This is a genomic window from Streptomyces sp. NA02950 (genome assembly GCF_013364155.1).
Lineage (GTDB): Bacteria > Actinomycetota > Actinomycetes > Streptomycetales > Streptomycetaceae > Streptomyces.
The window spans coordinates 8,132,809-8,159,171 of record NZ_CP054916.1 but is presented as its reverse complement, the minus strand read 5'-3'; the positions used below and the strand labels follow the sequence as shown (position 1 = coordinate 8,159,171).

Annotated in this window: 15 protein-coding genes and 5 pseudogenes; 8 read left to right on the top strand and 12 right to left on the bottom strand. The window is 71.2% G+C overall.

The genetic code is table 11. From position 1 onward, the window contains the following. Nucleotides 1–8 precede the first annotated feature (8 nt). A complete protein-coding gene (locus tag HUT19_RS35310; RefSeq protein WP_254885955.1) occupies nt 9–809 on the bottom strand; it encodes a DeoR/GlpR family DNA-binding transcription regulator in 801 nt (266 codons plus the stop codon). A gap of 340 nt (nt 810–1,149) precedes the next feature. Here HUT19_RS35310 and HUT19_RS43580 point away from each other — a divergent pair, with 340 nt between their 5' ends. The 3 genes and pseudogenes from HUT19_RS43580 to HUT19_RS35300 all read left to right on the top strand — a co-directional run. Then, nucleotides 1,150–1,350: a hypothetical protein gene (locus tag HUT19_RS43580; RefSeq protein ID WP_254885954.1), complete on the top strand. Its 201-nt coding sequence runs from the start codon at nt 1,150–1,152 to the stop codon at nt 1,348–1,350. Further along, nucleotides 1,347–1,565, top strand: a complete 219-nt coding sequence (locus tag HUT19_RS43575; protein ID WP_254885953.1) for an ATP-binding protein — start codon at nt 1,347–1,349, stop codon at nt 1,563–1,565. The genes HUT19_RS43580 and HUT19_RS43575 overlap by 4 nt, the downstream gene beginning before the upstream one ends. A 100-nt stretch (nt 1,566–1,665) precedes the next feature. Further along, nucleotides 1,666–1,761: pseudogene (locus HUT19_RS35300) on the top strand (LysE family translocator); the annotation flags it as partial. A gap of 240 nt (nt 1,762–2,001) precedes the next feature. Here the strand turns inward: HUT19_RS35300 and HUT19_RS35295 are convergent. Beyond that, nucleotides 2,002–3,447 carry a glyceraldehyde-3-phosphate dehydrogenase gene (locus HUT19_RS35295; RefSeq protein WP_176184468.1) on the bottom strand — a complete coding sequence of 482 codons (1,446 nt, stop codon included), beginning with the start codon at nt 3,445–3,447 and terminating at the stop codon, nt 2,002–2,004. A gap of 345 nt (nt 3,448–3,792) precedes the next feature. On the opposite strand from HUT19_RS35295, the pseudogene HUT19_RS35290 reads away from it, so the two are divergent. Next, nucleotides 3,793–4,122, top strand: a pseudogene (locus HUT19_RS35290) (ATP-binding cassette domain-containing protein); the annotation flags it as partial. A gap of 16 nt (nt 4,123–4,138) precedes the next feature. Here HUT19_RS35290 and HUT19_RS43570 read toward each other — a convergent pair. Together HUT19_RS43570 and HUT19_RS35285 are read right to left on the bottom strand one after the other, a co-directional pair. Then, nucleotides 4,139–4,350 (bottom strand): annotated as a pseudogene (locus HUT19_RS43570) (isocitrate lyase/phosphoenolpyruvate mutase family protein); the annotation flags it as partial. 133 nt (nt 4,351–4,483) lie between these two features. Further along, nucleotides 4,484–4,894, bottom strand: a complete 411-nt coding sequence (locus tag HUT19_RS35285) for a Fur family transcriptional regulator (RefSeq protein WP_176184466.1) — start codon at nt 4,892–4,894, stop codon at nt 4,484–4,486. A 217-nt stretch (nt 4,895–5,111) separates the two neighbouring features. Here HUT19_RS35285 and HUT19_RS43565 point away from each other — a divergent pair. Both HUT19_RS43565 and katG read left to right on the top strand, forming a co-directional pair. Next, nucleotides 5,112–5,189, top strand: a pseudogene (locus HUT19_RS43565) (transcriptional repressor); the annotation flags it as partial. A 109-nt stretch (nt 5,190–5,298) separates the two neighbouring features. Then, on the top strand, nt 5,299–7,515 hold the full coding sequence (gene katG / locus HUT19_RS35280; protein ID WP_176184464.1) for a catalase/peroxidase HPI: 2,217 nt from the start codon (nt 5,299–5,301) through the stop codon (nt 7,513–7,515). Nucleotides 7,516–7,591: 76 nt separating this feature from the next. On the opposite strand, the gene HUT19_RS35275 is transcribed toward katG, so the two are convergent. Together HUT19_RS35275 and HUT19_RS35270 are read right to left on the bottom strand one after the other, a co-directional pair. Continuing rightward, complete coding sequence (locus HUT19_RS35275) at nt 7,592–8,086, bottom strand: gamma-glutamylcyclotransferase family protein (RefSeq protein ID WP_217712317.1); 495 nt, start codon at nt 8,084–8,086, stop codon at nt 7,592–7,594. 65 nt (nt 8,087–8,151) lie between these two features. Then, entirely contained in the window at nt 8,152–9,561 is a 1,410-nt protein-coding gene (locus HUT19_RS35270; protein ID WP_254885952.1) for an MFS transporter, read from the bottom strand. 421 nt (nt 9,562–9,982) lie between these two features. Between HUT19_RS35270 and HUT19_RS35265 the strand changes: the two are divergent. Then, nucleotides 9,983–10,302, top strand: a pseudogene (locus tag HUT19_RS35265) (glycoside hydrolase); the annotation flags it as partial. A gap of 22 nt (nt 10,303–10,324) precedes the next feature. Here HUT19_RS35265 and HUT19_RS35260 read toward each other — a convergent pair. The 4 genes from HUT19_RS35260 to HUT19_RS35245 all read right to left on the bottom strand — a co-directional run bounded on the left by HUT19_RS35260 (nt 10,325) and on the right by HUT19_RS35245 (nt 15,865). Further along, nucleotides 10,325–12,898 (bottom strand): hypothetical protein, encoded by a 2,574-nt coding sequence (locus HUT19_RS35260; protein WP_176184460.1) that lies wholly within the window; start codon nt 12,896–12,898, stop codon nt 10,325–10,327. 286 nt (nt 12,899–13,184) lie between these two features. Beyond that, the gene (locus HUT19_RS35255) at nt 13,185–14,966 is read right to left on the bottom strand and encodes a hypothetical protein (protein ID WP_176187674.1); all 1,782 of its coding nucleotides are present in this window, start codon (nt 14,964–14,966) and stop codon (nt 13,185–13,187) included. 65 nt (nt 14,967–15,031) lie between these two features. Further along, nucleotides 15,032–15,229, bottom strand: a complete 198-nt coding sequence (locus HUT19_RS35250; protein WP_176184458.1) for a hypothetical protein — start codon at nt 15,227–15,229, stop codon at nt 15,032–15,034. A 168-nt stretch (nt 15,230–15,397) separates the two neighbouring features. After that, nucleotides 15,398–15,865, bottom strand: coding sequence for a hypothetical protein (locus HUT19_RS35245; protein ID WP_176184456.1), 468 nt, complete (start codon nt 15,863–15,865; stop codon nt 15,398–15,400). Between the two features lie 194 nt (nt 15,866–16,059). Between HUT19_RS35245 and HUT19_RS35240 the strand changes: the two genes are divergently transcribed. After that, nucleotides 16,060–16,725 (top strand): class I SAM-dependent methyltransferase, encoded by a 666-nt coding sequence (locus HUT19_RS35240; RefSeq protein ID WP_176184454.1) that lies wholly within the window; start codon nt 16,060–16,062, stop codon nt 16,723–16,725. A gap of 199 nt (nt 16,726–16,924) precedes the next feature. Here the strand turns inward: HUT19_RS35240 and HUT19_RS35235 are convergent, their stop codons facing one another. Both HUT19_RS35235 and HUT19_RS43560 read right to left on the bottom strand, forming a co-directional pair. Then, the gene (locus HUT19_RS35235) at nt 16,925–18,082 is read right to left on the bottom strand and encodes an acyl-CoA dehydrogenase family protein (RefSeq protein WP_176184452.1); all 1,158 of its coding nucleotides are present in this window, start codon (nt 18,080–18,082) and stop codon (nt 16,925–16,927) included. 44 nt (nt 18,083–18,126) lie between these two features. After that, a complete protein-coding gene (locus tag HUT19_RS43560; protein ID WP_176184450.1) occupies nt 18,127–26,259 on the bottom strand; it encodes a type I polyketide synthase in 8,133 nt (2,710 codons plus the stop codon). Nucleotides 26,260–26,363: the final 104 nt, after the last annotated feature.

Genomic DNA, 26,363 nt, shown 5'->3' with positions numbered 1-26,363 from the left:
GTCCGCGTCTACTGACCGGCCGGGACGACGGTCTCCACCCGGACTCCGTGGCCCCGGATCGCGTCGGTCTCGTGCTCCGGTGCGCCGGTGTCGGTGATGACCGCCTCGTAGGAGCCGATGTCACCAAAGGCGTACGTGGCGGTCTTGCCGAACTTGGTGTGGTCGGCCAGCAGCGGCGAACGCCCGGAGCAGGCGATCATGGCCTCCTTCACCTCCGCGTACTCGCGCAGCGGGTGGAAGAGACGGCCTTCCAGGACCGCGGTGGCGGACATCAGGGACAGCTCGGCGCGGATCCGGGACAGCGCGCGGATGACCTCGGGGCCGGTGCAGGAGTTGAACTCACTCCGGCAGCGGCCGCCCAGCAGGGTGATCTCCACTCCGGCCGCCGGTCCCAGCCGCCGGGCGATGCCGACCGAGTTGGTGACCACCGACAGCTGTTCGGACCCGGCCAGCAGGCCGGCCAGTGGGTACAGGGTGGTGGAGTCGTCCATGACGGGGGTGTCACCGGGCCGGATCCAGCGGGCCGCGGCCGCGCAGACGGCCTCCTTGGCCGCGAGGTTCTCCGATGCGCGGAAGCGGGTGGCGGTCTCCATGGTGAGGGCGGGGAAGGCGACGGCCCGCCCGCGCTCCTTGCGCAGCAGATGACGGGCGGCCAGGTCGTCGAGATCCCGGCGCATCGTCATCAGACTCACGCCGAAGTGGGCGGCGAGGTCGTCGATGCGGATCTCCTCGTGCTCGGCGACATGGCGCAGCACGTCCTGGCGGCGCTGTTCCACGGTGGCCTGCGACGACCGTACCTTGGCGGGCACCTGTCCTCCCTGGCTGGCCGTACCGGCTCCGGCGGCCGGTCCTCGTGGCGCGCTCGACACCGCGCGACCGCGGTCGGCGCCCCTCGGTGACCTCGATGTCGAGGTTCCCATATGACGCCGCGGGCGCAAGGCGATACGGCCCCGGCGCCACCGACGGCCCTGCCACCGGCGGCCACCGCCACCGCCCCTCCGTGGCACGGTCACCCCGCCACCGCCCGTTGCCGCGCGCGCCCGGCGGAGGTGAGAGCATCACGATGAAGGCCCGCGATCATGCTCGTGCCGACCGTGGACGACGCCGTGCCGGTCCGGCAGGCACGCCGACGGCGGAGAGGGATCCGGTATGTCACGACCAGCGCTGGGGCGGCCGGTGACCGGTGTCGCGGCCGTCAGCTGTGCGACGGCGCTGCTGGCGGTGGGCTGTGGCGGATTCGGCGGGGTGGGGCCCGGTGGCGGCACCACCGTCTCGGTGGCCGTGGTGCCCAATCCGCGGTCGTCGGAGAACTGGCCGCCAACGCGGCCCGTCACGGCCGCAGCCGGATGACCCTCGCTCCGGACGCCCTCCACCTCGTGGTGTCCGACCACGGTCTGCTCCCCCGCCCCAGGCGGCCGCACGCGGTCCCCGACCCCGATGAACACGGCCGCGGAATCCACCTGGTGGAAGCCCTGACCGCCCGGGTCGAAACCCGCCACCACGACAACGGCCGCTGGGTCCGCGCCACCCTGCCGGTGGCAGCGGCACACCCGATGGCCGCGTGAGCGGCCCGCCGACACAACACGGCGGACCGTGACCGCTTTCACACCGGTTCACACGGCTTTCACGCCGGCAACGTGATCGATTGCCCGCAGACTGGCCCCCATGTGGACGCAGACAGTGACGGCGGCCGGAGTGCTCGCCCTGTTGACCGTGGTGCCGGGGCCGGACATGGCCGTGGTCACCAAGCGCGCGATCGCCTCCACGCCGTCCTCGTCTCCCGGGCACGCGGGGTGGTCCAGCGGCCCAAGGTCCGCCGTCTGCTGGACCGCGTGACGGGCGTGGTGCTCATCGGCTTCGGGGCGCGCATCGCCACCCAGACCCACTGAGGTCCGTACCGGCGGCGGGGGAGCGACCGGATCCCATCGGGATCGATCGCTCCCCCGCCCACCAGAGGCTCTGTGCCGGATGCCGGATGCCGGATCGAGCCGTACGCCGGGGTCAGACCACCGGTGCCGGGTACGTCGGGTACTCCACCCCGGAGACGTACTGGACCACGCGGATGACCTGGCAGGAGTAGCCGAACTCGTTGTCGTACCAGAGGTAGAGGATCGCGTTGTCACCCTCGACCTTGGTGGCACCGGCGTCGACGATCGAGGCGTGGCGTGAGCCGATGAAGTCGCTGGAGACCGCGTCGGGGGCGCTGGTGAAGTCGATCTGGCGCTTGAGCGGCGAGGTCAGCGAGACATCGCGGAGGTAGTCGAGGACCTCCCCGCGGGTGGCCTCACGCGCGAGCCGCAGATTGAGGATGGCGATCGAGACGTCCGGCACCGGCACACGGATGGAGCTGCCGGTGATGGGCGCCTCGAGGTCGGGCAGCGCCTTGGCCACGGCGGAGGCGGCGCCCGTCTCGGTGATCACCATGTTGAGCGGCGCGGAGCGGCCGCGGCGATCGGCCTTGTGGTAGTTGTCCAGCAGGTTCTGGTCGTTGGTGAACGAGTGGACGGTCTCCACGTGGCCGCGCAGCACACCATACTCGTCCGCCATCGCCTTCAGCGGCGGGACGATCGCGTTGGTGGTACAGGAAGCGCAGGACAGGATCTGCTCATCCGGCTTGATCATGTCGTGGTTGACGCCGTGCACGATGTTGGGGACATCGCCCTTGCCCGGCGCGGTCAGCACGACCTTGTCGACACCGGAACGCAGATGCTGCGACAGGCCCTCGCGGTCGCGCCACTTGCCGGTGTTGTCGATGAGGATGGCGTCCTTGATGCCGTACGCCGTGTAGTCGATCTCCGACGGGTCGTTGGCGTAGATCACCTTGATCTCGTTGCCGTTGGCGACGATCGTGCTGTTCGCCTCGTCAACGGTGATCGTGCCCTGGAACTGGCCGTGGATGGAGTCACGGCGCAGCAGCGAGGCGCGCTTGACGATGTCCTGGTCACCGCCCTGGCGGACGACGATGGCGCGCAGCCGCAGTCCGTTGCCGGATCCGGCCTTCTCGATGAGCAGGCGGGCGACGAGACGGCCGATGCGGCCGAACCCGTAGAGCACAACATCGCGCGGCTCACGGCGCTCGATCTTGTCGGCACCCGTGGCGCCCGCGACGGCTTCGGCGGTGAACTCCTCCACCGAGAGACCGCGGTCGTCGGTCCGGTACGTCGCGGCGAGCATGCCGATGTCGATCTGGGAAGGCCCGAGATCGAGCGTGGTGAGCGTCTTCAGGAACGGCAGGGTCTCGGTGACCGAGAGCTCCGCACCCGCGATCTGCCGGGCGAACCGGTGGGTCTTGAGGATGCTGACCACCGACTTGTTCACCAAGGAGCGGCTGTGAAGCAGGACTGTGACGTCCCGCTCCCGATGCAGCTTCCCGATGATCGGGATCATCGACTCCGCGATCTCCTCGCGGGTCTTCCAGTTTGTGAACGAGTCCTCGTTGACAGTCACAGTGCATCTTTCGAGCTAGGCGGTGCTCATATGCTACCCCTGCCATCACGATGATCTTTCAATCACCCCCCTGGGGCGGACTCCTGTGATGGGAGCCATCACCACACCAGATCACGGAAGGGACTCCCGCCCCGTGCGGCCACGGGCAGGCTACTGGGGGCAGCCGGTAGCGGAAGCGCGCGCGTTTCGCCACCGAATGTCCGCTACCTCTCAGGCATCACGGCTGACCGTCCTCTTGATGCCCGCGGCGTACGAGAGCGGCACTCGCGGCTGACGCGGCCCTGGAGCAGGGCGACTCAGCGTCATGTCCGTCCCCGAAGGGGTGCCGCGAAAGGCACCTGCACGATTGAAGTAAAGGGACTCTCCAAGCGCTACGGCGACAAGAGCGCCGTGGATGACGTGAGCTTCACGGTCCGGCCCGGGCTCGTCACCGGTTTCCTCGGGCCGAACGGGGCCGGGAAGTCCACCACCCTGCGGATCATCGTCGGCCTCGACCAGCGGACTTCCGGTACGGCGACGGTGTGCGGCCGTCCCTACCGGGAGCTCGCCCGTCCGCTGTGCGCCGCCGGCGCCCTGCTGGAGGCGAAGGCCGTGCACAGCGGGCGTACCGCGCGCGAGCATCCGCGGGGGCTCGCCGCATCGAACCGGCTGCCCGAGCGGCGTGTTGGCGAGGTGCGGGCCCGAACGGGGAGGTGTCGATACGGGCGTTGAGGAAGTTGGGGAAGGGGTCGGCGTCCGCCCTGTCGGCAGCCTGCCGGGCCGCGGCCGGCCGCGTCACGAGTTCGCCCGGCGGCCGGGTGCCGTCCTCGATGTCGGCGGTGACCGGGACCGTGACGGCCGCGGGATACGGGCGATACGGGCGATCAGGTCAAGCGCCCGTCCACGGCCGAGGACGTCGCCGTCCGACATCGACGTCCGAGGCTCCGGGTCCCGGCTGCACCCGGGCACGCCACGGACGGCAGGCCCCGTACCGGGCGGAGCGCGCTCGGTGATCAACTCACCGGACTCACCGGACCGTGAACGTTTCCCTGCCTGCCTAGGCGCAGGACGGGCACAGCCCCTGGTAGGTGACCTCGACCCCGGACACCGTGAAGCCGAACCGTTCCGCCGCGGGGAGGTGGGCCAACGGGTCGCCGGTCGGATGGACATCGCGGATGGTGCCGCAGCCGGAGCACACCAGGTGCTGGTGCGGCCGGTGTGCGTTGGGGTCGTAGCGCTTGGCGCGACCGTCGGTGGAGACCTCCATGACCTCACCGAGGGACACCATCTCCCCCAGGGTGTTGTAGACGGTCGCCCGGGAGATCTCGGGCAGCCGCTGGGCCGCGCGGGCATGCACCTCGTCGGCCGTGAGATGCACATGATCGCCATCGAGGACCTCCGCAACGACACGCCGCTGGGAGGTCATTCGCCAGCCACGCCCTCGCAGTCGCTCCAGCAGGTCACTCATATCGGTTCACCTATTCAGGTTCGGCGGGATACCCGAAGTTTACCAATGGACATCCGGGATCCGATCGGATATGGGTTTGGTGCACTTCTTGACTTAGATTCTGTCCATCGTAGGATCGGTTCCGGCGAGAGCCAAGAGACAGGAAGACTCCCGTACGAACAGGAGAAAGAGACGTGACGGGACCACCGCCGAGCAGCTCCGCGGTGCGGGTCGGCGGGTGACGGCCGCCCGCGCCACGCTGCTCGGGGCCGTCCGGAGCGGTGACCACCTCGGTATCGGGGCGTTCGCCTCCGGGTCACACCTTCGCGTGGTCCCCTGTCTCCCCCTCCGTCGTATGCGAGGACCTCTGCCCACCATCCCGCAGTTCATGAGCACCGTGATCCGCCTGGTCCGGAAGGATTCCCATGTCTGAGAACCATGACGCAATCGTCGTAGACGCGAAGACGGAAGGCGGAGGTGGCTGCCCGGTCGCGCATGGGCGCGCTCCGCACCCGACACAGGGCGGCGGAAACCGCCAGTGGTGGCCGGACCGGCTGAACCTGAAGATCCTCGCCAAGAACCCCGCCGTGGCGAATCCGCTCGGAGAGGAGTTCGACTACGCCGAGGCCTTCAAGAACCTGGACCTCGCGGCCGTGAAGCGGGACATCGCCGAGGTGCTCACCACCTCGCAGGACTGGTGGCCGGCCGACTTCGGCAACTACGGCCCGCTGATGATCCGCATGGCCTGGCACAGCGCGGGCACGTACCGCATCAGCGACGGCCGCGGTGGCGCGGGCGCCGGTCAGCAGCGCTTCGCTCCGCTGAACAGCTGGCCGGACAACGGCAACCTGGACAAGGCCCGCCGTCTGCTGTGGCCCGTCAAGAAGAAGTATGGCCAGGCCATCTCCTGGGCCGACCTCATGATCCTCACCGGCAACGTCGCCCTGGAAACGATGGGCTTCAAGACCTTCGGCTTCGCCGGTGGCCGCGAGGACGTCTGGGAGTCGGAGGAGGACGTCTACTGGGGCCCCGAGACCACCTGGCTCGGCGATGAGCGCTACACCGGCGACCGCGAGCTGGAGAACCCGCTCGGCGCGGTCCAGATGGGCCTGATCTACGTCAACCCGGAGGGCCCCAACGGCAACCCGGACCCGATCGCCGCGGCCCGCGACATCCGTGAGACGTTCCGCCGCATGGCGATGAACGACGAGGAGACCGTCGCCCTGATCGCCGGTGGTCACACCTTCGGCAAGACCCACGGCGCCGGCCCGGCCGACCACGTCGGCGACGACCCCGAGGCCGCCGGCATCGAGGAGCAGGGCCTCGGCTGGCGGAGCACGTACCGGACCGGCAAGGGCGCCGACGCCATCACCAGTGGCCTCGAGGTCACCTGGACCAGCACGCCGACCCAGTGGGGCCACGAGTTCTTCAAGAACCTCTTCGAGTACGAGTACGAGCTCACCCAGAGCCCGGCCGGTGCCAACCAGTGGGTGGCGAAGAACGCCGAGGCGATCATCCCCGACGCGCACGACCCGTCGAAGAAGCGCCTCCCGATGATGCTCACCACCGACCTGTCGCTGCGTTTCGACCCGGTCTACGAGCAGATCTCGCGTCGCTTCTACGAGAACCCCGACCAGTTCGCGGACGCCTTCGCGCGCGCCTGGTACAAGCTGACGCACCGTGACATGGGTCCGATCGTCCGCTACCTCGGACCCGAGGTGCCCTCCGAGGTGCTGCTCTGGCAGGACCCGCTGCCGGCCCACACCGGTGAGGTCATCGACGCCGCGGACAGCGCCGCGCTCAAGGAGCAGGTCCTCGCCTCGGACCTGACCGTCTCGCAGCTGGTCTCCGCGGCCTGGGCCTCGGCCTCGTCCTTCCGCGCCAGCGACAAGCGCGGCGGTGCCAACGGCGCCCGCGTCCGCCTGGAGCCGCAGCGCGGCTGGGAGGTCAACAACCCGGACGAGCTCGCCCAGGTGCTCCGCACCCTGGAGGGCATCCAGGAGTCCTTCAACGCCAAGGGCGGCAAGCAGGTCTCCCTGGCCGACCTGATCGTGCTCGCGGGCAACGCGGCCATCGAGAAGGCGGCCAAGGACGGCGGCGTCGAGGTCGAGGTGCCGTTCTCGGCGGGCCGTGTGGACGCCTCCCAGGAGCAGACGGACGTCGAGTCCTTCGCCGCCCTGGAGCCGGCCGCCGACGGCTTCCGCAACTACGTGGGCAAGGGCAACCGCCTGCCGGCCGAGTACCTGCTGCTCGACAAGGCCAACCTGCTCACCCTGAGCGGACCCGAGATGACCGCGCTCGTCGGTGGTCTGCGCGTCCTGGGCGCCAACCACGGCGGTTCGAAGCACGGCGTCCTCACCGACCGTCCGGGCACTCTGACCAACGACTTCTTCGTCAACCTGCTCGACCTGGGGACGACCTGGAAGTCCACCTCCGAGGCGCAGGACGAGTTCGAGGCCCGGGACGCGAACGGCGCGGTCCGGTGGACCGGCACCCGCGCCGACCTGGTCTTCGGCTCGAACTCCGAACTCCGCGCGCTCGCGGAGGTCTACGCGAGCGATGACGCGAAGGAGAAGTTCGTGAAGGACTTCGTCGCCGCGTGGGCCAAGGTCATGGACCTGGACCGGTTCGACCTGGTCTGATCGACTCCGCCACGTCCAGGCCGGCCCGTCAGCGGGCCGGCCTGGACGTTCTTCCGTCCGGCGCCGTGCTTCCCGGCTACGGCTGGGAGCGGGTGACCGCCGCGGTCAGCTCCGGGGCGACCTCGGCGCACAGAGCGGTGAACTCCGGGAGGTGGCGGGCCGCGAAGTCGTCCGCGTTCCAGGTCTCCGGGCGGACCTCGCCCTCACGCCAGATGTAGGCCCAGCCGTGGGCGCCGGAAGCCAGGGGGATCTGGCACAGCTTGTACTCGTCGTCCTCGAAGGCGTCGAGGATCTTCCATTCCGTGAGGCTGAGATCGGTGAGCAGCAGACCCGGGGCCGTGGCGTCGGGTGCGGGGACGAGGCCCGGGTAGACGCGGCCTTCGAGGGCGGCGGCGCGCCAGCCGGGGGCGGCGGCGGGGGAACTGCGGGGCAGGCGGCCGAGCAGGTGGGTGAGTACGGCGTCGAACTGGAGGGTGCCGTAGACGAACAGCGCGTTGGGCCCGCCGGCGAGGCGGTCGCGCAAGGCGGCGTCGGGGCCGGTCGAGTGCTCGACGGGGGTGGCGTCCTGCACGTGTCTCTCCGTTCCCTCCGCAGGAGCGGTCGGCGACTTCCGGGTCACCTTATACGGCAAGCGTCTCAGTGCCCGCCGCGAGCCTCGTGCCCGGTCCCGGGCGGTACGCACCACCCTGCGAGACCCGCGGCGATCAGGTAGGCGAGGGCGCCGATGGCCATGCTGACGCGCAGTCCCGCTCCGTAGGTGGCGGCCGTGGCCAGCAGGGTGCCGCCGAGCGCCACGCCGGTGGCGCTGCCCAGCTGCCGGGTGGTGTTGAACAGGGCGGAGGCGGTCCCCGAGTACGCCGGGGGCGCGGCACCCATGATGGTGGAGGTCGACCCGGTGAGCGCGAAGGAGGTGCCGAATCCCGCCGCCATCATCGGGGCGACGAGCAGCGGGTAGGCGGGGGCGTCTCCCGCCGCGGCCCAGCCCCCGAGGCCCAGGGCGGCCAGCAGCATGCCGGTGATCACCAGCGGGCGGTCCCCGGTCCGCCGGGTCAGCCGCCCGGACAGGACGGAGGCGAACATCGTCATGGCCACCGCGGGGAACAGCGCCACCCCGGTGGCCAGGGCGCTGAAGCCACGCCGGTGCTGGAAGTCCAGGCTGGCGGTGAACACCATGCCGTAGAAGCCGAAATTGAACAGCAGGCCGATGACGGCTCCGCCGCCCAGCGCACGCGAGCGCAGCAGGTTCGGCGGCAGGGCGGGGGCGCCGGCCAGCCGCTCGCGCGCCACGAACGCCACGGCGGCCAGCACGGACAGGCCCACCCCGGCGAGGACGGCCGGATCGGACCAGCCGCGCCGGCCCGCCTCGTTGAGCGCGGCGGTCAGCAGCGCCACCGCCGCCACGACCGCACACTGCGCCGGCCAGTCCAGGGTCCGGGTGGTGAGTCGGGGTGAGGACGCCATGTGGCGCAGTGTCAGCGCCAGGCAGGCGACGCCGACGGGCAGATTGATGAGGAACACCCACCGCCAGCCCACCGTGGAGACCAGCAGTCCGCCGAGCAGCGGCCCTGTCGATGCCGCGATGCCCGCCACCGAACCCCAGAGCCCGAAGGCCCGCGAGCGGGCGCCGGGAGCCGGATACGCCTGCTGGAGAAGGGCCAGCGAACCGGGCACGATCAACGCCGCGCCGAGTCCCTCCACCACCCGGGCGGCGATCAGGAAGAGGGCGCTCGGCGCGAAGGCGCAGCCCGCGGAGGAGGCGGTGAACACCGCGACACCGGTCAAGAAGATCCGGCGGTTTCCCAGCCTGTCGCCCAGTGCCCCGCCGGTCAGCAGGAAACCGGCCAAGACCAGGGTGTACCCGTCGGTGATCCACTGGATGCCGGTGAGCGAAGCCGACAGCTCCCGGCCGATCACGGGTACGGCGACGTTGATGACCGTCACGTCCAGGATCACCATGAAGTACCCGGCGCACACGGCCAGCAGCGGGACCAGGGACCCGCCGGACGCGGGTGGCTCGTCACCACCGGCCGACTCCGCGAACGCCACGTCCCCACTCCGTCCCGCGCACGAAGGCCCTACGGCAAAAGCCACAACATGGGATGGATACCACATAGCGCTCGGCTGGAGTGGGCGTGGCGACCGCGCGGGAGTGCGCGTGGGCTCAAGGGGAGGCCTGGCTCGTTCGGGTGCCACCCGCGATCATGGCGCAGTCATCACCTCCCACACCCCGGGACGGACTGCGTGCACGGATGCCTCGACAGAACGTTGCCCGGCCACCGTCCTCCTGCTCCTCTGCCTGACGGCGCCGGATGCCACGGCCGCCCCGCGGGAACCACGGCGGACCGTACCGTCGGCCACGGATACGGCACCCGTCTCGGCAGCGGGCGACTGGAAGGCCCCGCTGAGCACCCGGGGCCGCTGGATCGTCGACGCCGACGGCAAGCGCTTCAAGCTGAGATCATCTCAGCCCGGCCGGGACCGAGCGTGCGGATACACCGACTCCAGTGTGCGGACGGCCAGTTCCTGACGGGCTACGGCGTCCGCGGCCCGGCGGTGTCCGCCGCCCCGTGTGCGGCCGCCTCCCCCGGGACGCTCGGGAAGGACGGCCGCAGGGTGTGGTTCGACCGGGGCGACAGCCGGGGTGCGGACCCGAAGGGCGGTGACTTCGCGTACGGCCACTGCGAAGGACAGTGCGCGGACGACGAGTACGCCGCCGGGACCGCCTCCACCGGCCGCCTGGGCTCCTCGCGTATCCCGGACGCCCTGTACTGCCGGAGACTGCGCTGAGCTGGGGCCGGCCCGTGGCCCGCTATCCCGTGCGCCGCTTCAGCATCGCCTTGATCGCGTACACATCGCTGTTGTTGGACGGACCGCTTCGGGTGTCCTTGTAGAGGGCGTTGGCGGAGAAGTAGCTCATGTTGACCGCCCGCGGATCCTGGCCGAGTTCGATGCGGTACGTGCGCCCCTTGGCCAGCCGTGCCGTGGCGTAGGTGGAGCCGCGCACGGTCGACCAGCTTCCGGTGTGGGGCATGGCGAGGACCTTTTCGGTGACGAGGCGTCCGGTGGTGTCGTCGTAGACGCGCAGCATCTTCATACCGCTCGCGACACCGGTGTTGACGGGGCCGCCCACCGCCGCGTCCGCCTGGAGCAGATACTCGCCGTCGGCCCGGGGGGTGACGCGGGCCGTGATCTTGTCCTGGGGCCCGGTCCCCCAGTCCGCGTAGTACACACCGTGCTCACCGCTGCTGCGGTGCCCGCCGGTGACCTCGAAGTCCTCACCGGTGACCCGGGTGACGCGGTCGTGGTGCGGACCCCAGTAGCACCGCGGCAGGGCGTGCTGGGAGGTGTTGCCGGTGGCGGTGTAGCGCAGCCGGACGCTGTAGCAGTGCGAGACCGTGTCCGCGTCCGCGGAGGTGCGGTCGGTCCAGGTCTGCGTTCCGCCGGTGACACGCTGGTTCTCGGCGATCACCCGGCCGTCGCGGAGGACGTCCATGGTGACCCTGGAAGGGGTCTCGTCGCCGATGCCGAGGGACAGCCGGGTCCGGCCGTCCTTGACCGAGACACCGCGCACGGTCGGGGTGCCCGGCCCGTACAGCGCTTCCTTGGAGGAGACGTTAACCGGCTCCGGAGCGGGCGAAGCCGATCCGGGACGCGGCGGGCCGAGCTCGATGACCAGCTTCGCGGTGCCCTCCCCCAGCATGTTCTCGGTGATCGGCGTGTCCGCGGGCAGCCGCTTCCCGTTCAGCTTCAGCGATGCGACGCGGAGGGCGCCGCGCCCGGCGGTGTGCCGCGGGAGGTCGAGGGCGATGTCCAGGGTGTGGCCGCGGTAGTTCAGGTGGTGGAGCGCGGCGCGATCGCTGTCACGCAGGTAGGCGTTGCGCAGTTGTGCCGGGAGGAAGGGCTTGATGTGCAGTCCGTCGCGGCGCGCGTCGATGCCGAAGAGGCTCTGCTGCACCATCGACAGCATGCCCGCGACGCTCCACAGCTGCCGATCGGAGTTGATCTCGGTCTTGGTGCCGCCGTCCAGGAGGTTGATGTTCTCCTTGTTGGTGCCGAACAGCGCGGCTCCCCGCACCAGCGACCGCGCCTGGAGGGTGGCCACCCCGTCGTTCCCGGTCTTCGCGGCCGCGCGCATCAGGTACGCGGTGACGAAGGGCCAGACGGCGTTGTTGTGGTAGGCCGGTACGCCTCGCTGCTGCGGCCAGAGGACGGACGGGCCGTACGGGGTCTGCGGGTAGGTGGCCACGGCCTGCCGGGCCTGGCGTGGCGTGGCGACCCCCGTGAGGACGGCCAGCGAGGTGCCGAGCGCGTCGTAGCGCCGCACCGGTGAGGTGTCGCGCTCCGTGGTGAGCATCTGGGAGAACTGCCCTTGCCGTGGCAGCCAGAACGCGGTGCGGATCGCCGAGGTGAGCCGGGTGGCCCAGCGGTGGTACTTCGCGGCGGCCGCGGTGTCGCCCGCGTCGGCGGCGAGACGGGCGGCGGCGTCGATGGCCGCCCGGTGGACGACGTTGGTCGACAGCGAACGGGAGGTGGCGATGGTCGCCACGTCGTCCTTCGTCCAGTCCGGATAGCTCTGCTCGCGCCAGTCCAGGAAGGAGTGTTCGCCCTTGTAGAGGCCGCCGTGTGGGTCGTAGACGACCTTCCGGTCGTGTTCGACGGTGTTGCGGATCGCGTCGTAGGCCTTGCGGGCGAAGGCCCGGCGTTCACCGTCAGGTAGCCAGTCGAGTATCTCGCTCGCGCCCAGGGCCCACACCACACGGTCGGAGGAGCTCGGGTAGCTGCCGCCGGTGCCGGTGTCCTGGATGACCTGAGTGTCCCCGGAACCGTCACGGCGGTCGCTGAGCTTGAACGCGAGGGTGTTGCGCATCCGTTCCGGGTCGGCGGGCGTCAGCCCGAGGTCCGCGGAGTAGGAGACGTCGCGCGTCCAGACGTACGTCCACGCCTTGCCGGTGATGTAACAGCCGCCCGGACACGGCACCGGTTTGCCGTCGTTGTACGCATCGTCGGTGAGCTGGTCGGTCTCATTGCGTTTCGCGTCGTCGTGGGCCATCGCGTACAGCCCGTCCAGCAGCACCGAACCGGACCGCAGCGTCGGCCGGTCCGCGCCCTCGGTGAAGGTCCGTTCCCCGGTGACCGAGCTGACCAGCTTGTACGTACGCAGGCAGGCGTCGCTGACATGGGTGACCGTCAGTGTCGCGGAGCCGGTGCCGTCCGCGAACCGGCCGCTTCCCCCTGATGGTCCGCACCGCGCGGGCCCCGCACCGGCGGTCCGCGCGGATGCGCCGGACGCGGGGACGGCCACGCCCGAGGCGGCCACCACCGCGGCAGCGACCAGTCCCCGGGCGATCAGCTCCGTTCTCCTGCGCCGTTGCATACGCAGCATCTGTTCACCTTTTGAAGAAGAAGGGCAGGGAGTAGCACCAGCGGCTACAAGAGTTGCGGTGAAGTTAGCCCTGCGTCACAGACGCGTCAAGAGATCCGTCAGAGTTGCCGAGACAGCGTTTGCATCCGGTGCTGCTCGTGAATTTTCATTGACACCGGCCTTGTGGCGAACCTAGCCTGCAAGCGCTGCGATCACCGTTCGACAGGGACCTGTCCCCTGCCCGACGCCACGTCCTCGTGCATGTCGCCATGGATCCTTGGCTTCAACTGCCGAACCACTTCACGGGTCACGGCGTGGGGTCGGCAGCGGGGCCGAGTGCCGCCGGGGAGGACAGGGTGACCACACAGCTCTGGGTCCACCGCCGTCGCAGGCTCGCCCGCTGCCGGGGGTCGTCCACGGCCGGATAGCCGAAGGCGCCCGATGGGCTCTGCTGGCGCAGCAGGAACTCCAGGCCGTCGCGGACGACACGGTGGTCGGCCCAGCCGAGCAGAGCCAGACTCTGCAGGAGCACGGCCACTTCGTCCAGCTTGTAGTCCTGGCAGGCGGCCGGAAGGGCCGCGGCCAGTCGCTCCCCCACCGCATGGGCCGAGGAGCCGCGGGAGGCCAGCCGGCCCGGATCGTCCCCGGCGTACTGGATCAGCCCCTTGGCCGTCATCGCGGGCGGGCGGCCTTCCGCCATCAGTGGCGCCGGGTCCGCGGAGGCGATGAGGGAATGTGCGGTCTGTTCGGCGAGCGAGCCCAGCCGCGTCAGATGCAGAACACCGCCGGCCGCGGCCGCGGGGACGGCGGTGAGGCCGGAGAGCGCGGTGGCGGTCTCTTCGAGGAAGCGGTCCAGCGACGCACAGCTGTGGGATGACGCCTTCAGCCCGTGTGCGCACTCGAAGACCACATCGGCTCCGATGCGTTGCCACAGCGACCGTCCCGGCTCGGCTTCGACACGCTTGACGACCGAGGCGAGCGCGGTATGGGCGAGCGCGGGTTCACCGAGTGAACGGGCGCCGCGCGCGGCAGCGGCTGCCGCGGGAAGGGCGTCCTCGAGATCAGTGGTGAGGGCGGCTTCGGCGAGCCAGACCGTGGCCCGGCGAAGGGCGTTCTCCGACTGCGAGGCATCGGGCGCCGTGGGCCGCACAGGCCGTGGGCGGCGGATGACGGAGGAGCTTCGGGCGAGCAGCCCGGCGAGCGCGGCGACGATCGTCGTGTGGTACGCCGTGGCCCAGGAGCGGTACTCCTCGTCGCCGCCTTCGAGCCCCGGGTGGACGATGCCCTCCGGTCCGGCGACTCGGCCGTCGGGTTCCTGAGTCTCCGAGAGAAAGGCCCAGGCCCGCTCCGCCTCCGCCGAGTCGTGGATTCCCAGGCACAGCAGGGAGCAGAGCAGCTCCGCCACGAGGTCGGCGTTCCCCCGGTGCCGGCACAGCAGGCACAGTGCCTCGAGCAGCTCGACGGCACGGGACAGGTCAAAACCGATGGGCCACTGCGGAACGCGCAAGCCGAAGTCGGTGGCGTAGAAGATGGTGTGGGTGATCGCGTAGATATCGCGGTCACCGAGTCCGAGGACCGAGGGGTCCGCGCAGAACAGCGTGAACGGCAGGATCGCCTCGACCGGGGGCAACCGGTGTTCCACTCCGGCCAGTTCCAATGTGTGCAGCAGATCCAGCTGCCGATACGGGATGCGCTCGAAAGCCGTCGCATAACGACCCGCGACGGATTGCTCGATGAGGTGGTGGAATTCCTGGTCCTCCTGCCCGCACAACCGAAGCGCGGCGTGCGTGCCGGCGTACAGCAGGAGTGCGCGCTCATCGCGTCCGACGAGTTCCCGATAGGAGGGACGCTTTGCCGCGGCGCCCATCCGGTCGAACAGCCGCTGATAGTCCTCGTCGAAAGGATCCGTGTCCAGACGGGCGCGGAGTCCGACCAGCAGCGCCATTTCGACCAGGGCCTTGCGGGCGAAGAGAACGGATCCGTCTTCCGCGGTGTCCGGGTCGAACCGGGTGTGGTGCGCGGCCAGCCAGGAGACTGCTCGTTCCTCGACCGCGCGCCACGGTTGGGGCAGCTCGCTCCCCGCCTTCATCGGTGCCAAAACCGCCCCCTCGTCACTGTCTGCCCATGGGGTTTCCCCGCGCCGCGGGGTCGCCCTTACTGCTCGGCCGCGGCCGCCTCGTCGCATTCGGCCGCGACGACGAGCACGTACTTCTCCCACGCCAGCACATAGCCCGCGACCTCGTCGAGTGTGGTGGTCGCGCGGACCAACTGCTCCAGGGGTATTTCGAGATGGACGAGTCCGCTGGTCTGGAGGAACTCCAGGGCTTTTCGGGTATCGATGGAACAGGACATCGCTTGCCTCCGTTGAGAGTGGGGTCTCCTCGGCGGAATTCCGCTTTCTCATCGCCGAGGCGCCTCTCAGTCTGGCAATGGCCTGACAAGGTGTCACTCGTACATTAATTACTCATATCATCACCTTGGGATCCTCCGGCGGAATACGGGTGGTACACGGAAACCGGATCAGCCGGGGTGTGTCCTGGCGCGGCGCTCCGATTCCAGGGTGGCGGCGCCGGCCGATACGACGGCGGCGAGCGCGAAACCCAGCACGGCCGGGTTCACATAGCCGGGAACCGATTCGGCGGCGTAGCTTCCGCCGCCCGTCGTCTCGCAGACGAACCGGAGCGGCACGTAGGAGACGCTGTAGTCGACAACGTGCTGCGCGCGTTCCTCCTGGCCCGGGATCCGGCAGGGCCGGAGCGGTGAGGAATCGGTGCCGCCGTCCTCCGCTTCCAGGACCGCACCGGCGACAAGGAGCAGACCCCACGTGTACAGGGCCGCCGCGGCGCCGCCCAGGAGGGCGGCGAGGACCCGGAGCCGCGCATCGCGGCCCGTGCGCCGGAGGCCGGCCCGCCCGAGAAGGCTGAAACCGTGGCCCGCGAGACCGAAGGCGGTGACCAGTCCGGCCGGAAGGAGCAGCAGCAAAAGCATCCGTTGAGTCCACCAGGACAAGATCGTGGCAACCGTGATGGAGCCCACAGTTTCCGCAACAGGAGCGTCACAACTCGCCCCGACGGCCGTGTCCAGCGGGCAGGACACACGCCCAACTGCCCGGTGGGGCACGGCACTCCCGCCCCGTATAGTCATGTCCCGACGTATTCGCCCCCGCCGGCCGGAGGTTCCACGTGACCACCAAGCCCCGCTCAGACCTGGTGCACGCCGGCCAGACCATCTACCGGCCGTGGACACTGCCCGTGTACGACCTGGTGGCCTTCAAGATCAATTGCCGGTTCCTCTTCCGCGTCCCGGTCTCCGAAGTGGTCGCCCTGTTCGACCGCAATGTCTCCCCGGACCACCTGGACGTCGGCGTGGGCACCGGCTACTTCCTGGACAACTGCCGGACGGCGCCGGGGCAGGCCATCACACTGGCCGATCTGAACGAGCACTCGCTGGAGCACGCGGCCCGCCGCCTGGCCCGCTTCGAGGTCAAGACGGTCCGGGCCAACGCGCTGGAACCACTGCCACTGCCCAAGGCGGCCTTCGGCTCGGCGTCGATGAACTTCCTGCTGCACTGTGTGCCCGGCAGCATTCGTGAGAAGGCCACGGTGCTGGACCACGTCGCGGCCTGCGTACGGCCGGGTGGGCGCATCTTCGGCGCCACCGTGCTCACCCAAGGCGTACCGGTGGGGGCGGCCGCCCGGGTCAACTTCCGGATGTGGAACCGGCGCGGCCTGATGAACAACTCCGAGGACAGCCTCGCCGATCTGCGGACGGAGCTGGCCGCCCGCTTCCCCGACCACAAGGTCACCGTCCACGGCTGCACCGCCCTCTTCGAGGCGGAGGTCCCCTGACGCCCACGACGGACGGCCCGGCCCGACCCGCCGCGATGGCAGCGGATCGAGCCGGGTCGACCGCCCGTGCGCCCCAGGCCCCGTCCGGCGGACCTTGTCGGGCCCGCGACGCCTGGCACCGCGCCCCCAGCTACCGCTGGGAGGTGCCCCCTGCTACCGGGCGCCGCGCGCTGACCCTCAACGTTCCAACGGAGGGGAGCTAGGATCGGCGGGGCACGGGGATCACATAACGGCTGAAGAGCAGATCGCGCAGGACGTCGTCGCCGCCCTCCACGATGGAGACGTAGCGGATGTCGCGCATCAGCTTGCCGATGGGCATGTCGTGGGTGTAGCCGAGTCCGCCGAACATCTCGGAGCCCACACTGGCCACGTCCCAACCGGCTTGGCCGCAGAACATCTTGGCGGTCAAGGCGGACTTGAGGGTGCCCTGCCGGTGGAACTGGGCGGCGGCGCCGGGATCCTTCATGATCGCGTCATAGTCGCGGGCAGCGCGCAGACAGTGGCTCTTCATGACGTCGATCTGCATCTCCATCTGCGCGAGCCGCTGCGCGAACACGGGGCTCTCCATGAGGACGCCGCCGCGGAGAGGCTTGCTCTTGGCGTAGGTCATGCAGTGGTCGCGGATGCGGCGGGCGACGCCGATCGCGGTGGCGGCGATCAGGATGCGGCTGGCGTTGAGGCCGATCTCCAGCAGCCGCAGGCCCGAGCCGTCGAGGCGGTTCGCGGCGGGGACGCGGCAGCCCTTCAGGCTGACCTGGTAGGTGTACGAGGCGCGCAGACCGATGACGTCCCAGCGCTTCACGATCTCGACACCGGGGGTGTCGCGCGGGATCAGCACGGCGTGGTACGCCTCGGGGTCTTCGGCCGAGCGGGCCACGACAACGAGGAAGTCGGCGAAGTCGGTGTTGGTGGAGAAGAACTTCTCGCCGGTGATGACAAGTTCGTCGCCCTCGGCCGCCACCACGGTCTCGATCTTGGCGAGTTCACTGCCCGCGGACTGTTCACTGCCCAGCGTCGCGCAGAACGAGCCCCGGGCGGCCATGGGCTCGAGGTACCGGGCCTTGAGCTCGTCGGAGCCGTACAGCTGAACGATGCTGGTGCCGAGCACGGAGATGAAGAGCGTGAACGCCACCCCGGCGTCGCCGTAGGCGATCTCGTTGACGATCTCGACGCTGTCCTCGAGGCTGAGCCCGTGGCCACCGAGCTCCTCCGGCAGCCACCAGTTGGCCAGTCCGGTCTCCCGGAACCTCTCGTAGACGTCCGAGGGCTTGTCCTCGAACGCGTCCATCTCCGCGTGTTGGCCGCCGAGGCACTCCTTCACGAACGTACGAACGGCCTTCAGGTCTTCCGGCTTCATCTCTCCACCCTTATCGAGGTCGGCGCACGGGGGCACGGGGGTTCTCATTCGGAGTTCGCGCGCTGTACGAGCGCCTCGATGTCGAGGTCGTCGATCTCGTCCAGTCCGTCGAACTCGTCGTCCGGCAGGTCGGCGGTCGCCTCCTCCGCCTGCTCCGGCAGCTCCGGCTCGGGGAACAGCAGTTCCCGCAGGCGCTCCGCCAGCGCGGCGGGCGTCGGATAGTTGTAGATCACCGTTGCCGGGACGTGGACTCCCGTGTCCTGCTTGACCTGGTTGCGGAACTCGACACCGCTGAGGGAGTCGAAACCGATCTCCTGGAACGACATGTCGGCGTCGATGTCGTCGGCGGACGGGTAACCCAGCACCACGGCCGCGGTCTCCAGCAGCAGCGTCACCAGTTCCTCGCGCTGCTCCTCCGCCGGGAGGGCGGCCAGCCTGCTCGCCATGGGGGATTCCCCGCTCTCCTCGGCGGCGACGGGCCGCCCGGAGCGCGTGGGCGCGGGCTGGACCAGGGTGCCCAGCAGCGGGGGCACGGTGTCCTGCCACAGCGCGCCCCGCTCGATCTGCACGGGAAGTTGCAGGCTCTCGTCCGCGGCGAGAGCGGCGTCGAACAGGGCGGTGCCCCGCTCCGCCGTCAGGGGCACCATGCCGTGCCGCCGGAAGCGCGCCAGGTCGGCCTGGCCGAGCGTGCTCGCCATGCCGAGCTCCCACGGGCCCCAGGCCAGCGAGAGCGCGGGCAGCCCCGCCTCGGCGCGGTGCTCGGCGAGTGCGTCGAGGAAGGCGTTGGCGGCCGCGTAGTTGGCCTGGCCCGCGTTGCCGACCACACCCACGACCGAGGAGTACAGCACGAAGGCCGACAGCTCCATGTCCTTGGTGAGTTCGTGCAGATGCCACGCGGCATCGACCTTGGGCGCGAACACCCGGTCGATGCGCTCCGGTGTCATCAACTCCACGGTGGTGTCGTCGAGTACGCCTGCCATGTGCACCACGGCGGTGAGCGGCGCCTCCCGCGGGATCCGCGCGAGCTGCTCCGCCAGCGCCCCGGCGTCGGAGACATCGCAGGCCGCGTGGGTGACGTTGGCGCCGAGCCCGGTCAGCTCCGCGGCCGGCCCGGCCGCGCCGGAGCGGCTGAGGAGCAGGAGGTTGCGCACGCCGTGCTCGACGACCAGATGCCGGGCGAGCAGGGCGCCCAGACCACCGGTCGCGCCGGTGAGCAGCACCGTTCCGTTCGGGTCCCAGGGCCGCCGCGGAGTGGCCGAGGTGGCCGCGGGGACCAGTCGCGGTGCGTAGGTCCGGCCCTGGCGGATCACGAGCTGGGGCACCCGCGCGTCCAGGGTCTCCAGTGCGCGCAGCGACTGTTCGTGGCCGTCGGTGTCCACGAGCACGATCGGTTCGCCGTGCTCGATCTGCGCGGAGCGCACCAGGCCCCACACCGGTGCGAGGGCCAGATCGGGTGTCTCCCCGGGGAGGGCCGCCACGGCGTTCCGGGTCACGATGGCGAGCGGACGGTCGTGCGGGGCGCTCAGCCGCCGCTGCACCAGCTCAAGCGCTTCGCGGACGCTCGCCCGGGCCGACGCGGCGGCGTCGCCGTGTCCACCGGCCTCGAGGTGCACGATCTCGGCCGGTTCGGCCGGCCGCTCGGGGCCCGGCTCCACCGGCGACCAGCGCACGGCGAACAGGGAGTCGGCCAGGGAGCCCCGGGACAGCTGGTCCGCCGAAGCGGGCATCAGCGCCAGGGACTCGACGGTCAGCACGGGCGCACCGTCGGAACCGGTGATCGACAGCGACACCTCGGTGTCGCTGATCCGGGCGACGCCCACCCGCAGACGGCTTCCGGCGGGCGCGTGGCAGACGACGCCGGACCAGGAGTAGGGCAGCACCGTCCGCGCCGGGTCGTCCGACACCATCAGCGACAGCATCGGGTGCAGCGCGGCGTCGAAGAGGGCCGGATGGACGGCGAACCCGCCCTTGGCGTGCGGCACCTTGTCGGGCAGCTGGACCTCGCCGTAGATCTCGTCGCCGAGCCGCCACAGCGAGCGCAGCCCCTGGAAGGCCGGGCCGTAGCCGTAACCCCTTTCGACCAGCTCCGGATAGAAATCGGACACGTCCACCGGGGCGGCCTCCTGCGGGGGCCACACGTCGGCCGTGGCGGTGGGGGCGGGAGCCTGCGGGACCGCCTGCCCGTCGGCGTGCCGGGTCCAGGCGCCGGAGGCGCCGGAGGCCGGACGTGAGTAGACCCCGACGGAGCGCCTGCCCGTCTGCTGCTCGGGCTCGCCGACGACGACCTGCACCTGTACGGCGCCGTCGGCGAAGGTCAGCGGCGCGTGGAGGGTGAGTTCCTCGATGGCGCGGCAGCCGGAGTTCTCGATCGCGCGCAGCGCCATCTCCACCACGGCCGCACCGGGGAACACGGTGGTGCCGAAGATGGCGTGGTCGGTCAGCCAGGACTCGGCGACGAGGTCGATCCGTCCGCTGAACGCCACCTGGTCGCCGACGGCCAGCTCGGTGGCGGCGGACAGGAAGGGATGCCCGACCGGCTCCAGTCCGGCGCCCGCGACATCGCCGCGCGGCTTGCTCGGCTGCGCCCAGTAGCGCTGGTGGTCGAAGGCGTAGGTGGGCAGGTCGACGGGGTTGCCCACGGCGCCGACGGCGTCCAGATAGGCCCGCCAGTCGACCGGGACACCCGCGGCGTGCAACCGGGCCAGGCCCTCCGCCGCCGAACGCGTCTCCGAACGCCCCTTGCGGACAAGGGGGATCGCGGTCACGTTGGCGTCGGAGAGGGTGTCGGCGGCCATGGCGGAGAGGACTCCGTCGGGGCCCACCTCGACCAGCGCCTCGGCCCCGGCCTTCACGGCGGCGGCGACCCCGTCGGCGAAGCGCACGGCGTCGCGCACATGGCGCACCCAGTACTCGGGCTGTTCCAGCTCGCCCGGTTCGGCGATGGCACCGGTCACGTTGGAGACGACCGCGATGCGCGCGGGGGCGTAGCCGACCGACTCGGCGACGCGCCGGAACTCGTCCAGCATGGGTTCCATCAACGGCGAGTGGAAGGCGTGCGAGACGCGCAGCCGGCTCGTCTTGCGTCCTTCGGCGGCCAGGGCCGCGGCGACCTCGGTGACGGCCTCCTCCACACCGGAGATGACCACGGCGGCGGGGCCGTTCACGGCGGCGACGGAGACGGCCCGCTCGTGTCCGGCCAGGGCCTCCCGGACCTCGTCCTCGCTCGCCTGCACGGCCACCATGGCGCCGCCGCGCGGCAGCGCCCCCATCAGGCGTCCGCGCGCGGCGACCAGACGGGCCGCGTCGGCCAGGGAGAACACACCTGCCACCTGTGCGGCGGCCAGCTCGCCGATGGAGTGCCCGACGAGCACCGCGGGTTCGACCCCGAGGGACGTCAGGAGCCGGTAGGCGGCCACCTCGAAGGCGAACAGCGCGGGCTGGGTCATCGCGGTCTCGTCGAGCAGCCCGGCCGTCTCGGACCCGGGCTCGGCCGAGACGACCTCGTCGACGGGACGCTCCAGCAGGGGGTCGAGTTCCGCGCAGACCTCGCGCCAGGCTGCGGCGAACACGGGGAAGGTCTCGATCAGCTCCCGGCTCATACCCAGGCGCTGGCTGCCCTGCCCGGAGAAGAGGACGCCGACGCTGGGCGGTGCCGACGCGTGGCCGGTGATCGCACCGGCGTCGCGCCGCCCCTGGGCCAGGGCGTCGAGCCCGGCGAGCAGTTCCTCGCGGTCCGCCCCGATGATCACGGCGCGGTGGTCGAAGGCCGAACGCCGGGTGGCCAGGGACACGGCCACATCGGCCGGGTGCGCCGCGGGGCCGGCGGCGAGCGCGGCACCCAGCTTGCGGGCCTGCCCGGCCAGCGCCTTGGCGCTGTGCGCCGACACCGGCCACACCAGCTCGCCCCGGGACGGGGCAGCGGACGGCGCGGTCGACTCGGCGCGGTCACCCTGCTCGATGATCACGTGGGCGTTGGTGCCGCTGATGCCGAACGAGGAGACCCCGGCGCGCCGGGGGCGGTCCACCTCCGGCCAGTCGCGCTGCTCGGCCAGCAGCCGTACGGCGCCGGAGGACCAGTCGACCCGGCTCGAGGGCGTTTCCGCGTGCAGGGTCCTGGGCAGCGCGCCCTCGCGCATCGCCATGATCATCTTGATTACGCCCGCGACGCCCGCGGCGGCCTGGGTGTGTCCGATGTTGGACTTCAGCGAGCCCAGCCACAGCGGGTCCTCGCGGTCCTGGCCGTAGACGGACAGCAGTGCCTGTGCCTCGATCGGGTCGCCGAGGCCGGTGCCGGTGCCGTGCGCCTCCACCGCGTCGACCTCGGCCGGGGACAGACCGGCCGAGGCGAGGGCCTGTCGGATCACCCGCTCCTGGGAGGGGCCGTTGGGCGCGGTGAGGCCGTTGCTCTCGCCGTCCTGGTTGATCGCGCTGCCGCGCAGCACGGCCAGCACACGGCGGCCGTTGCGGCGCGCGTCGGACAGCCGCTCCAGCACCAGCACACCGACGCCCTCGGACCAGCCGGTGCCGTCGGCGGTGTCGGAGAACGCCTTGCAGCGGCCGTCGGCGGCCAGCCCGCCCTGCCGGGCGAACTCGACGAACATGCCCGGCGTCGACATCACGGTGACGCCGCCCGCCAGGGCGAGGGAGCAGTCACCGGACCGCAGCGACTGGGCGGCCAGGTGCACGGCGACCAGGGAGGAGGAGCAGGCGGTGTCCACGGTGACGGCCGGCCCCTCCAGTCCGAGGGAGTAGGCGATCCGGCCGGACACCACACTGCCGGAACCGCCGGTCAGCGCATGGCCCGCGAGGTTGCCGGACACCTCCTGGAGGCGCGGCAGATAGTCCTGGGCCATGGCGCCCATGTACACCGCGGTGCCGCTGCGGCGCAGCTCCGCCGGGTCCTGTCCGGCGTTCTCCAGCGCCTCCCACACCGCTTCCAGGGCGAGCCGCTGCTGCGGGTCCATGGCGAGGGCCTCGCGGGGGCTGATCCGGAAGAAGCCCGCGTCGAAGTCGGCCGCGCCGTCCAGGAAGCCGCCGGCGGGCACGAAGTCCGCGCCCACGTCGACCTGCCAGCCCCGGTCCTCGGGGAAGCCGGTGATCGCGTCGACCCCGTCGGCGACCAGTCGCCACAGGTCCTCGGAGGTGGTCACACCACCGGGCAGCCGGCAGCTCATGCCGACGATCGCGATCGGGTCGTCGGCGGCGGAGACGGGGAGGCCCTGCGCACCGGCCCGGTCCTCGCCGGGCCCGGTGAACTGCTCGCGCAGGTGCCGCACCACCGCGGCGGGCGTCGGGTGGTCGTAGGCCAGCGAGGCGGGCATCTGCAAACCGGTCGCGGTGTTGAGCCGGTCGCGCAGCTGCACCGCGGTCACCGAGTCGAAGCCCAGCTCCTTGAAGGTGTTGTCCGAGCCGATCCGTGCCGTGTCGGTGTGCCCGAGCAGCACCGCCGCCTCACCGCGCACCAGGGTCCACAGGTCCTGCTCGGACATCCCGGTGGTGGCGGAAGCGACGGCCTCGGGCGCCGCGGCGGCGGCGACCGGTCGCGCGACGGGCGCGTCGGCGGCGGCCCCGTCGACCCAGTACGTCTCGCGCTGGAAGGCGTAGGTCGGCAGCGGAACCCGCCGGGCGCCGGTGAACACCCCCCGCCAGTCCAGGTCGACGCCGCGGCTGTACAGCTCGGCCATGGACAGCAGCAGACGGTGCGTCTCCTCCTCGTCACGGCGCAGCGTGGGCTGTACGACGGCGGAGCCGACCGTGGCCGCGGTGTGCATCGTCAGCACCGGGTGCGGGCTGACCTCCACGAACACGCCGTATCCGTCGGCGGACAGCGCCTGGACGGTGTCGGCGAAGCGCACCGGCTCGCGCAGGTTCCGGTACCAGTACTCGGCGTCCAGCGTGGCGGGGTCGACCCGTCCCGCGACGACGGTGGAGTAGAACACCACACCGGTGTCGGTGGTCGCGGCGCCCGCCACACCGCTGAGCACCTCGTCCCGGATCGATTCCACGTGGTCGCAGTGGGAGGCGTAGTCGACCGGGACGATCCGGGCGCGGATCTCCCGGGCCTCGCAGTCGGCGACGGCCGCGCGGACGCCGTCGGGGTCACCGGAGATCACCACGGTGCCGGGCGAGTTGACCGCGCCGATGGCGACCCGGGACTGGTCGACCTGGTCGGCGGGAAGGTCCAGGACGGCCATCAGGCCCCGCCCGGACAGTTTCTCGGTGATGATCCGCGCGCGGGCGACGATCAGCCGGATGCCGTCGGCCAGGGAGAGGATGCCGGCCGCGGTGGCGGCGGCGATCTCGCCCTGGGAGTGGCCGATGACCGCGTCGGGCTCCAGGCCCGCCGACCGCCACACCTCGGCGAGGGAGACCATGACGGCGAACAGCGCGGGCTGTACGACGTCCATCCGCTTGAGGGCTTCCTCGTCGCCGAGCACCTCCCGCAGCGACCAGCCGCCGAACTGCTGCAGCAGGGCCTCGCATTCATCCATCCGGGCGGCGAACACCTCGTTGGCGTCCCACAGGCCCTTGGCCATACCGACCCAGTGCGCGCCCTGACCGGAGAACACCCACACCACGCGGCCGCCCTCGGCGGCGGTGCCGGTGACGACCCGCGCCGACGGCCTGCCCTCGGCCAGCGCGGCCAGGCCGTCGAGCAGTTCCGCCCGGTCGGCGGCGAGCACCACGCCCCGGCTCTTCAGCGAGGACCTGGTCATCGCCGTGGAGTAGCCCACGTCCAGCGGGCGCAGCCCCTCGTCGTCACGCACCCAGTCGTGCAGCCGCCGGGCCTGGGCGCGCAGCGCCTGGGGGGTGCGCGCGGACACCAGCACCGGGACCGGCGTGCCGGGCACGGGCTCCGCGTCCGCCTCGGGCTCGGGCCGGGGCTCGGGGGCGGCGACGACGAGGTGGCAGTTGGTGCCGCCGATGCCGAACGAGCTGACACCGGCCAGCCGGGGGGCGTCGGGCCATGCCCCGGTGGCCGCGTTGACCCGCAGCTTCCACCGCTCCAGGGGGATGTCCGGGTTCGGGGTCTCGTAGTTGAGGCTGGCGGGCAGCAGACCGTGCCGCACCGACAGGGCGACCTTGATCAGGCCCACGACGCCCGCGGCCGCGTCGAGATGGCCGATGTTGGTCTTCACCGATCCGACCAGCAGCGGCTGCGCGGTGTCGCGGCCCTCGCCGAAGACCGCGGCCAAGGCGCTCGCCTCGACCGGGTCGCCCGCCCGGGTGCCGGTGCCGTGCAGTTCGACGTACCGCACCTGGGCGGGGGCCACTCCGGCGGCGCGGTAGGCCCCGCGCAGCAGCGCGCTCTGCGCCTCGGCGCTGGGCACGGTGAGCGCGCCCGGGCCGTCGTGGTTGACGGCGCCACCGAGCAGTACGCAGTACACGTCGTCGCCGTCGGCGACCGCGTCGGCCAGGCGCTTGAGCACGACCACGCCCGCGCCCTCACCGCGGACGAAACCGTTGGCGCGGGCGTCGAAGGTGTGGCTGCGGCAGTCCGGCGACAGCGCCCCGGAGCGGGCGAAGGCGATGGTGCTCTCCGGCACCAGGTTGAGATGGACCCCGCCGGCCAGCGCCAGACGTGCGGCGCCCGAACGCAGGCTCTCGCAGGCCATGTGCACGGCGACGAGGGAGGAGGACTGCGCCGTGTCCACGGTCAGGCTCGGTCCGTGCAGGCCCAGTTGGTGCGAGACCCGGTTGGCGATCAGGCCCCGGCTCAGCCCGGCGATGGAGTGGTGGGACAACGCGTCGGCGCCGTGCCGGTGCACCAGGGAGGCGTAGTCGTCACCGGTGGCGCCCAGGAACACCGCCGTGGCGCTGCCGCGCAGGCTCTCCGGCGGGAGGAAGGCGTCTTCCAGAGCCTCCCAGCCCAGCTCGAGCACCATGCGCTGGCGCGGGTCCATCACCGCGGCCTCTCTCGGGGAGATGCCGAAGAAGTCCGCGTCGAAGTCGCCGACGCGGTCGACGAAGCCGCCCCGGGGGTGCCGCGCCAGTTCGGGGATGTCCGTGGGCCACCGGTCGGCGGGCCCCTCGGCGATCGCGTGCTCGCTCCCCTTCAGCAGCTTCCAGAAGGAGCGCACATCCTCGGCGCCGGGAACCCGGCACGACATTCCAATGACGGCGACGGCATCCTGACCCACACCGGTGAGCCCCTGCCCGCACTCGTTCACGCCCATAGAGCTCCAGCCCTCTCTTACCCCTTTGTCTGCACGATCCGCCAAGCGCCCCCGCAGATACACTTCCGGGCGGTTTTTCGAGGATGCGGTGCGGATCACTGGGC

Bases quoted from the DNA above. Each gene is read 5' to 3' on its own strand.
- HUT19_RS43575 (WP_254885953.1), top strand. From the start codon at position 1,347: ATGACCCTCGCTCCGGACGCCCTCCACCTCGTGGTGTCCGACCACGGT.
- HUT19_RS35245 (WP_176184456.1), bottom strand. From the start codon at position 15,865: ATGCTTTTGCTGCTGCTCCTTCCGGCCGGACTGGTCACCGCCTTCGGT.
- HUT19_RS35260 (WP_176184460.1), bottom strand. From the start codon at position 12,898: ATGCTGCGTATGCAACGGCGCAGGAGAACGGAGCTGATCGCCCGGGGA.
- HUT19_RS35285 (WP_176184466.1), bottom strand. From the start codon at position 4,894: ATGAGTGACCTGCTGGAGCGACTGCGAGGGCGTGGCTGGCGAATGACC.
- katG (WP_176184464.1), top strand. From the start codon at position 5,299: ATGTCTGAGAACCATGACGCAATCGTCGTAGACGCGAAGACGGAAGGC.
- HUT19_RS43560 (WP_176184450.1), bottom strand. From the start codon at position 26,259: ATGGGCGTGAACGAGTGCGGGCAGGGGCTCACCGGTGTGGGTCAGGAT.
- HUT19_RS43580 (WP_254885954.1), top strand. From the start codon at position 1,150: ATGTCACGACCAGCGCTGGGGCGGCCGGTGACCGGTGTCGCGGCCGTC.
- HUT19_RS35235 (WP_176184452.1), bottom strand. From the start codon at position 18,082: ATGAAGCCGGAAGACCTGAAGGCCGTTCGTACGTTCGTGAAGGAGTGC.
- HUT19_RS35250 (WP_176184458.1), bottom strand. From the start codon at position 15,229: ATGTCCTGTTCCATCGATACCCGAAAAGCCCTGGAGTTCCTCCAGACC.
- HUT19_RS35255 (WP_176187674.1), bottom strand. From the start codon at position 14,966: ATGAAGGCGGGGAGCGAGCTGCCCCAACCGTGGCGCGCGGTCGAGGAA.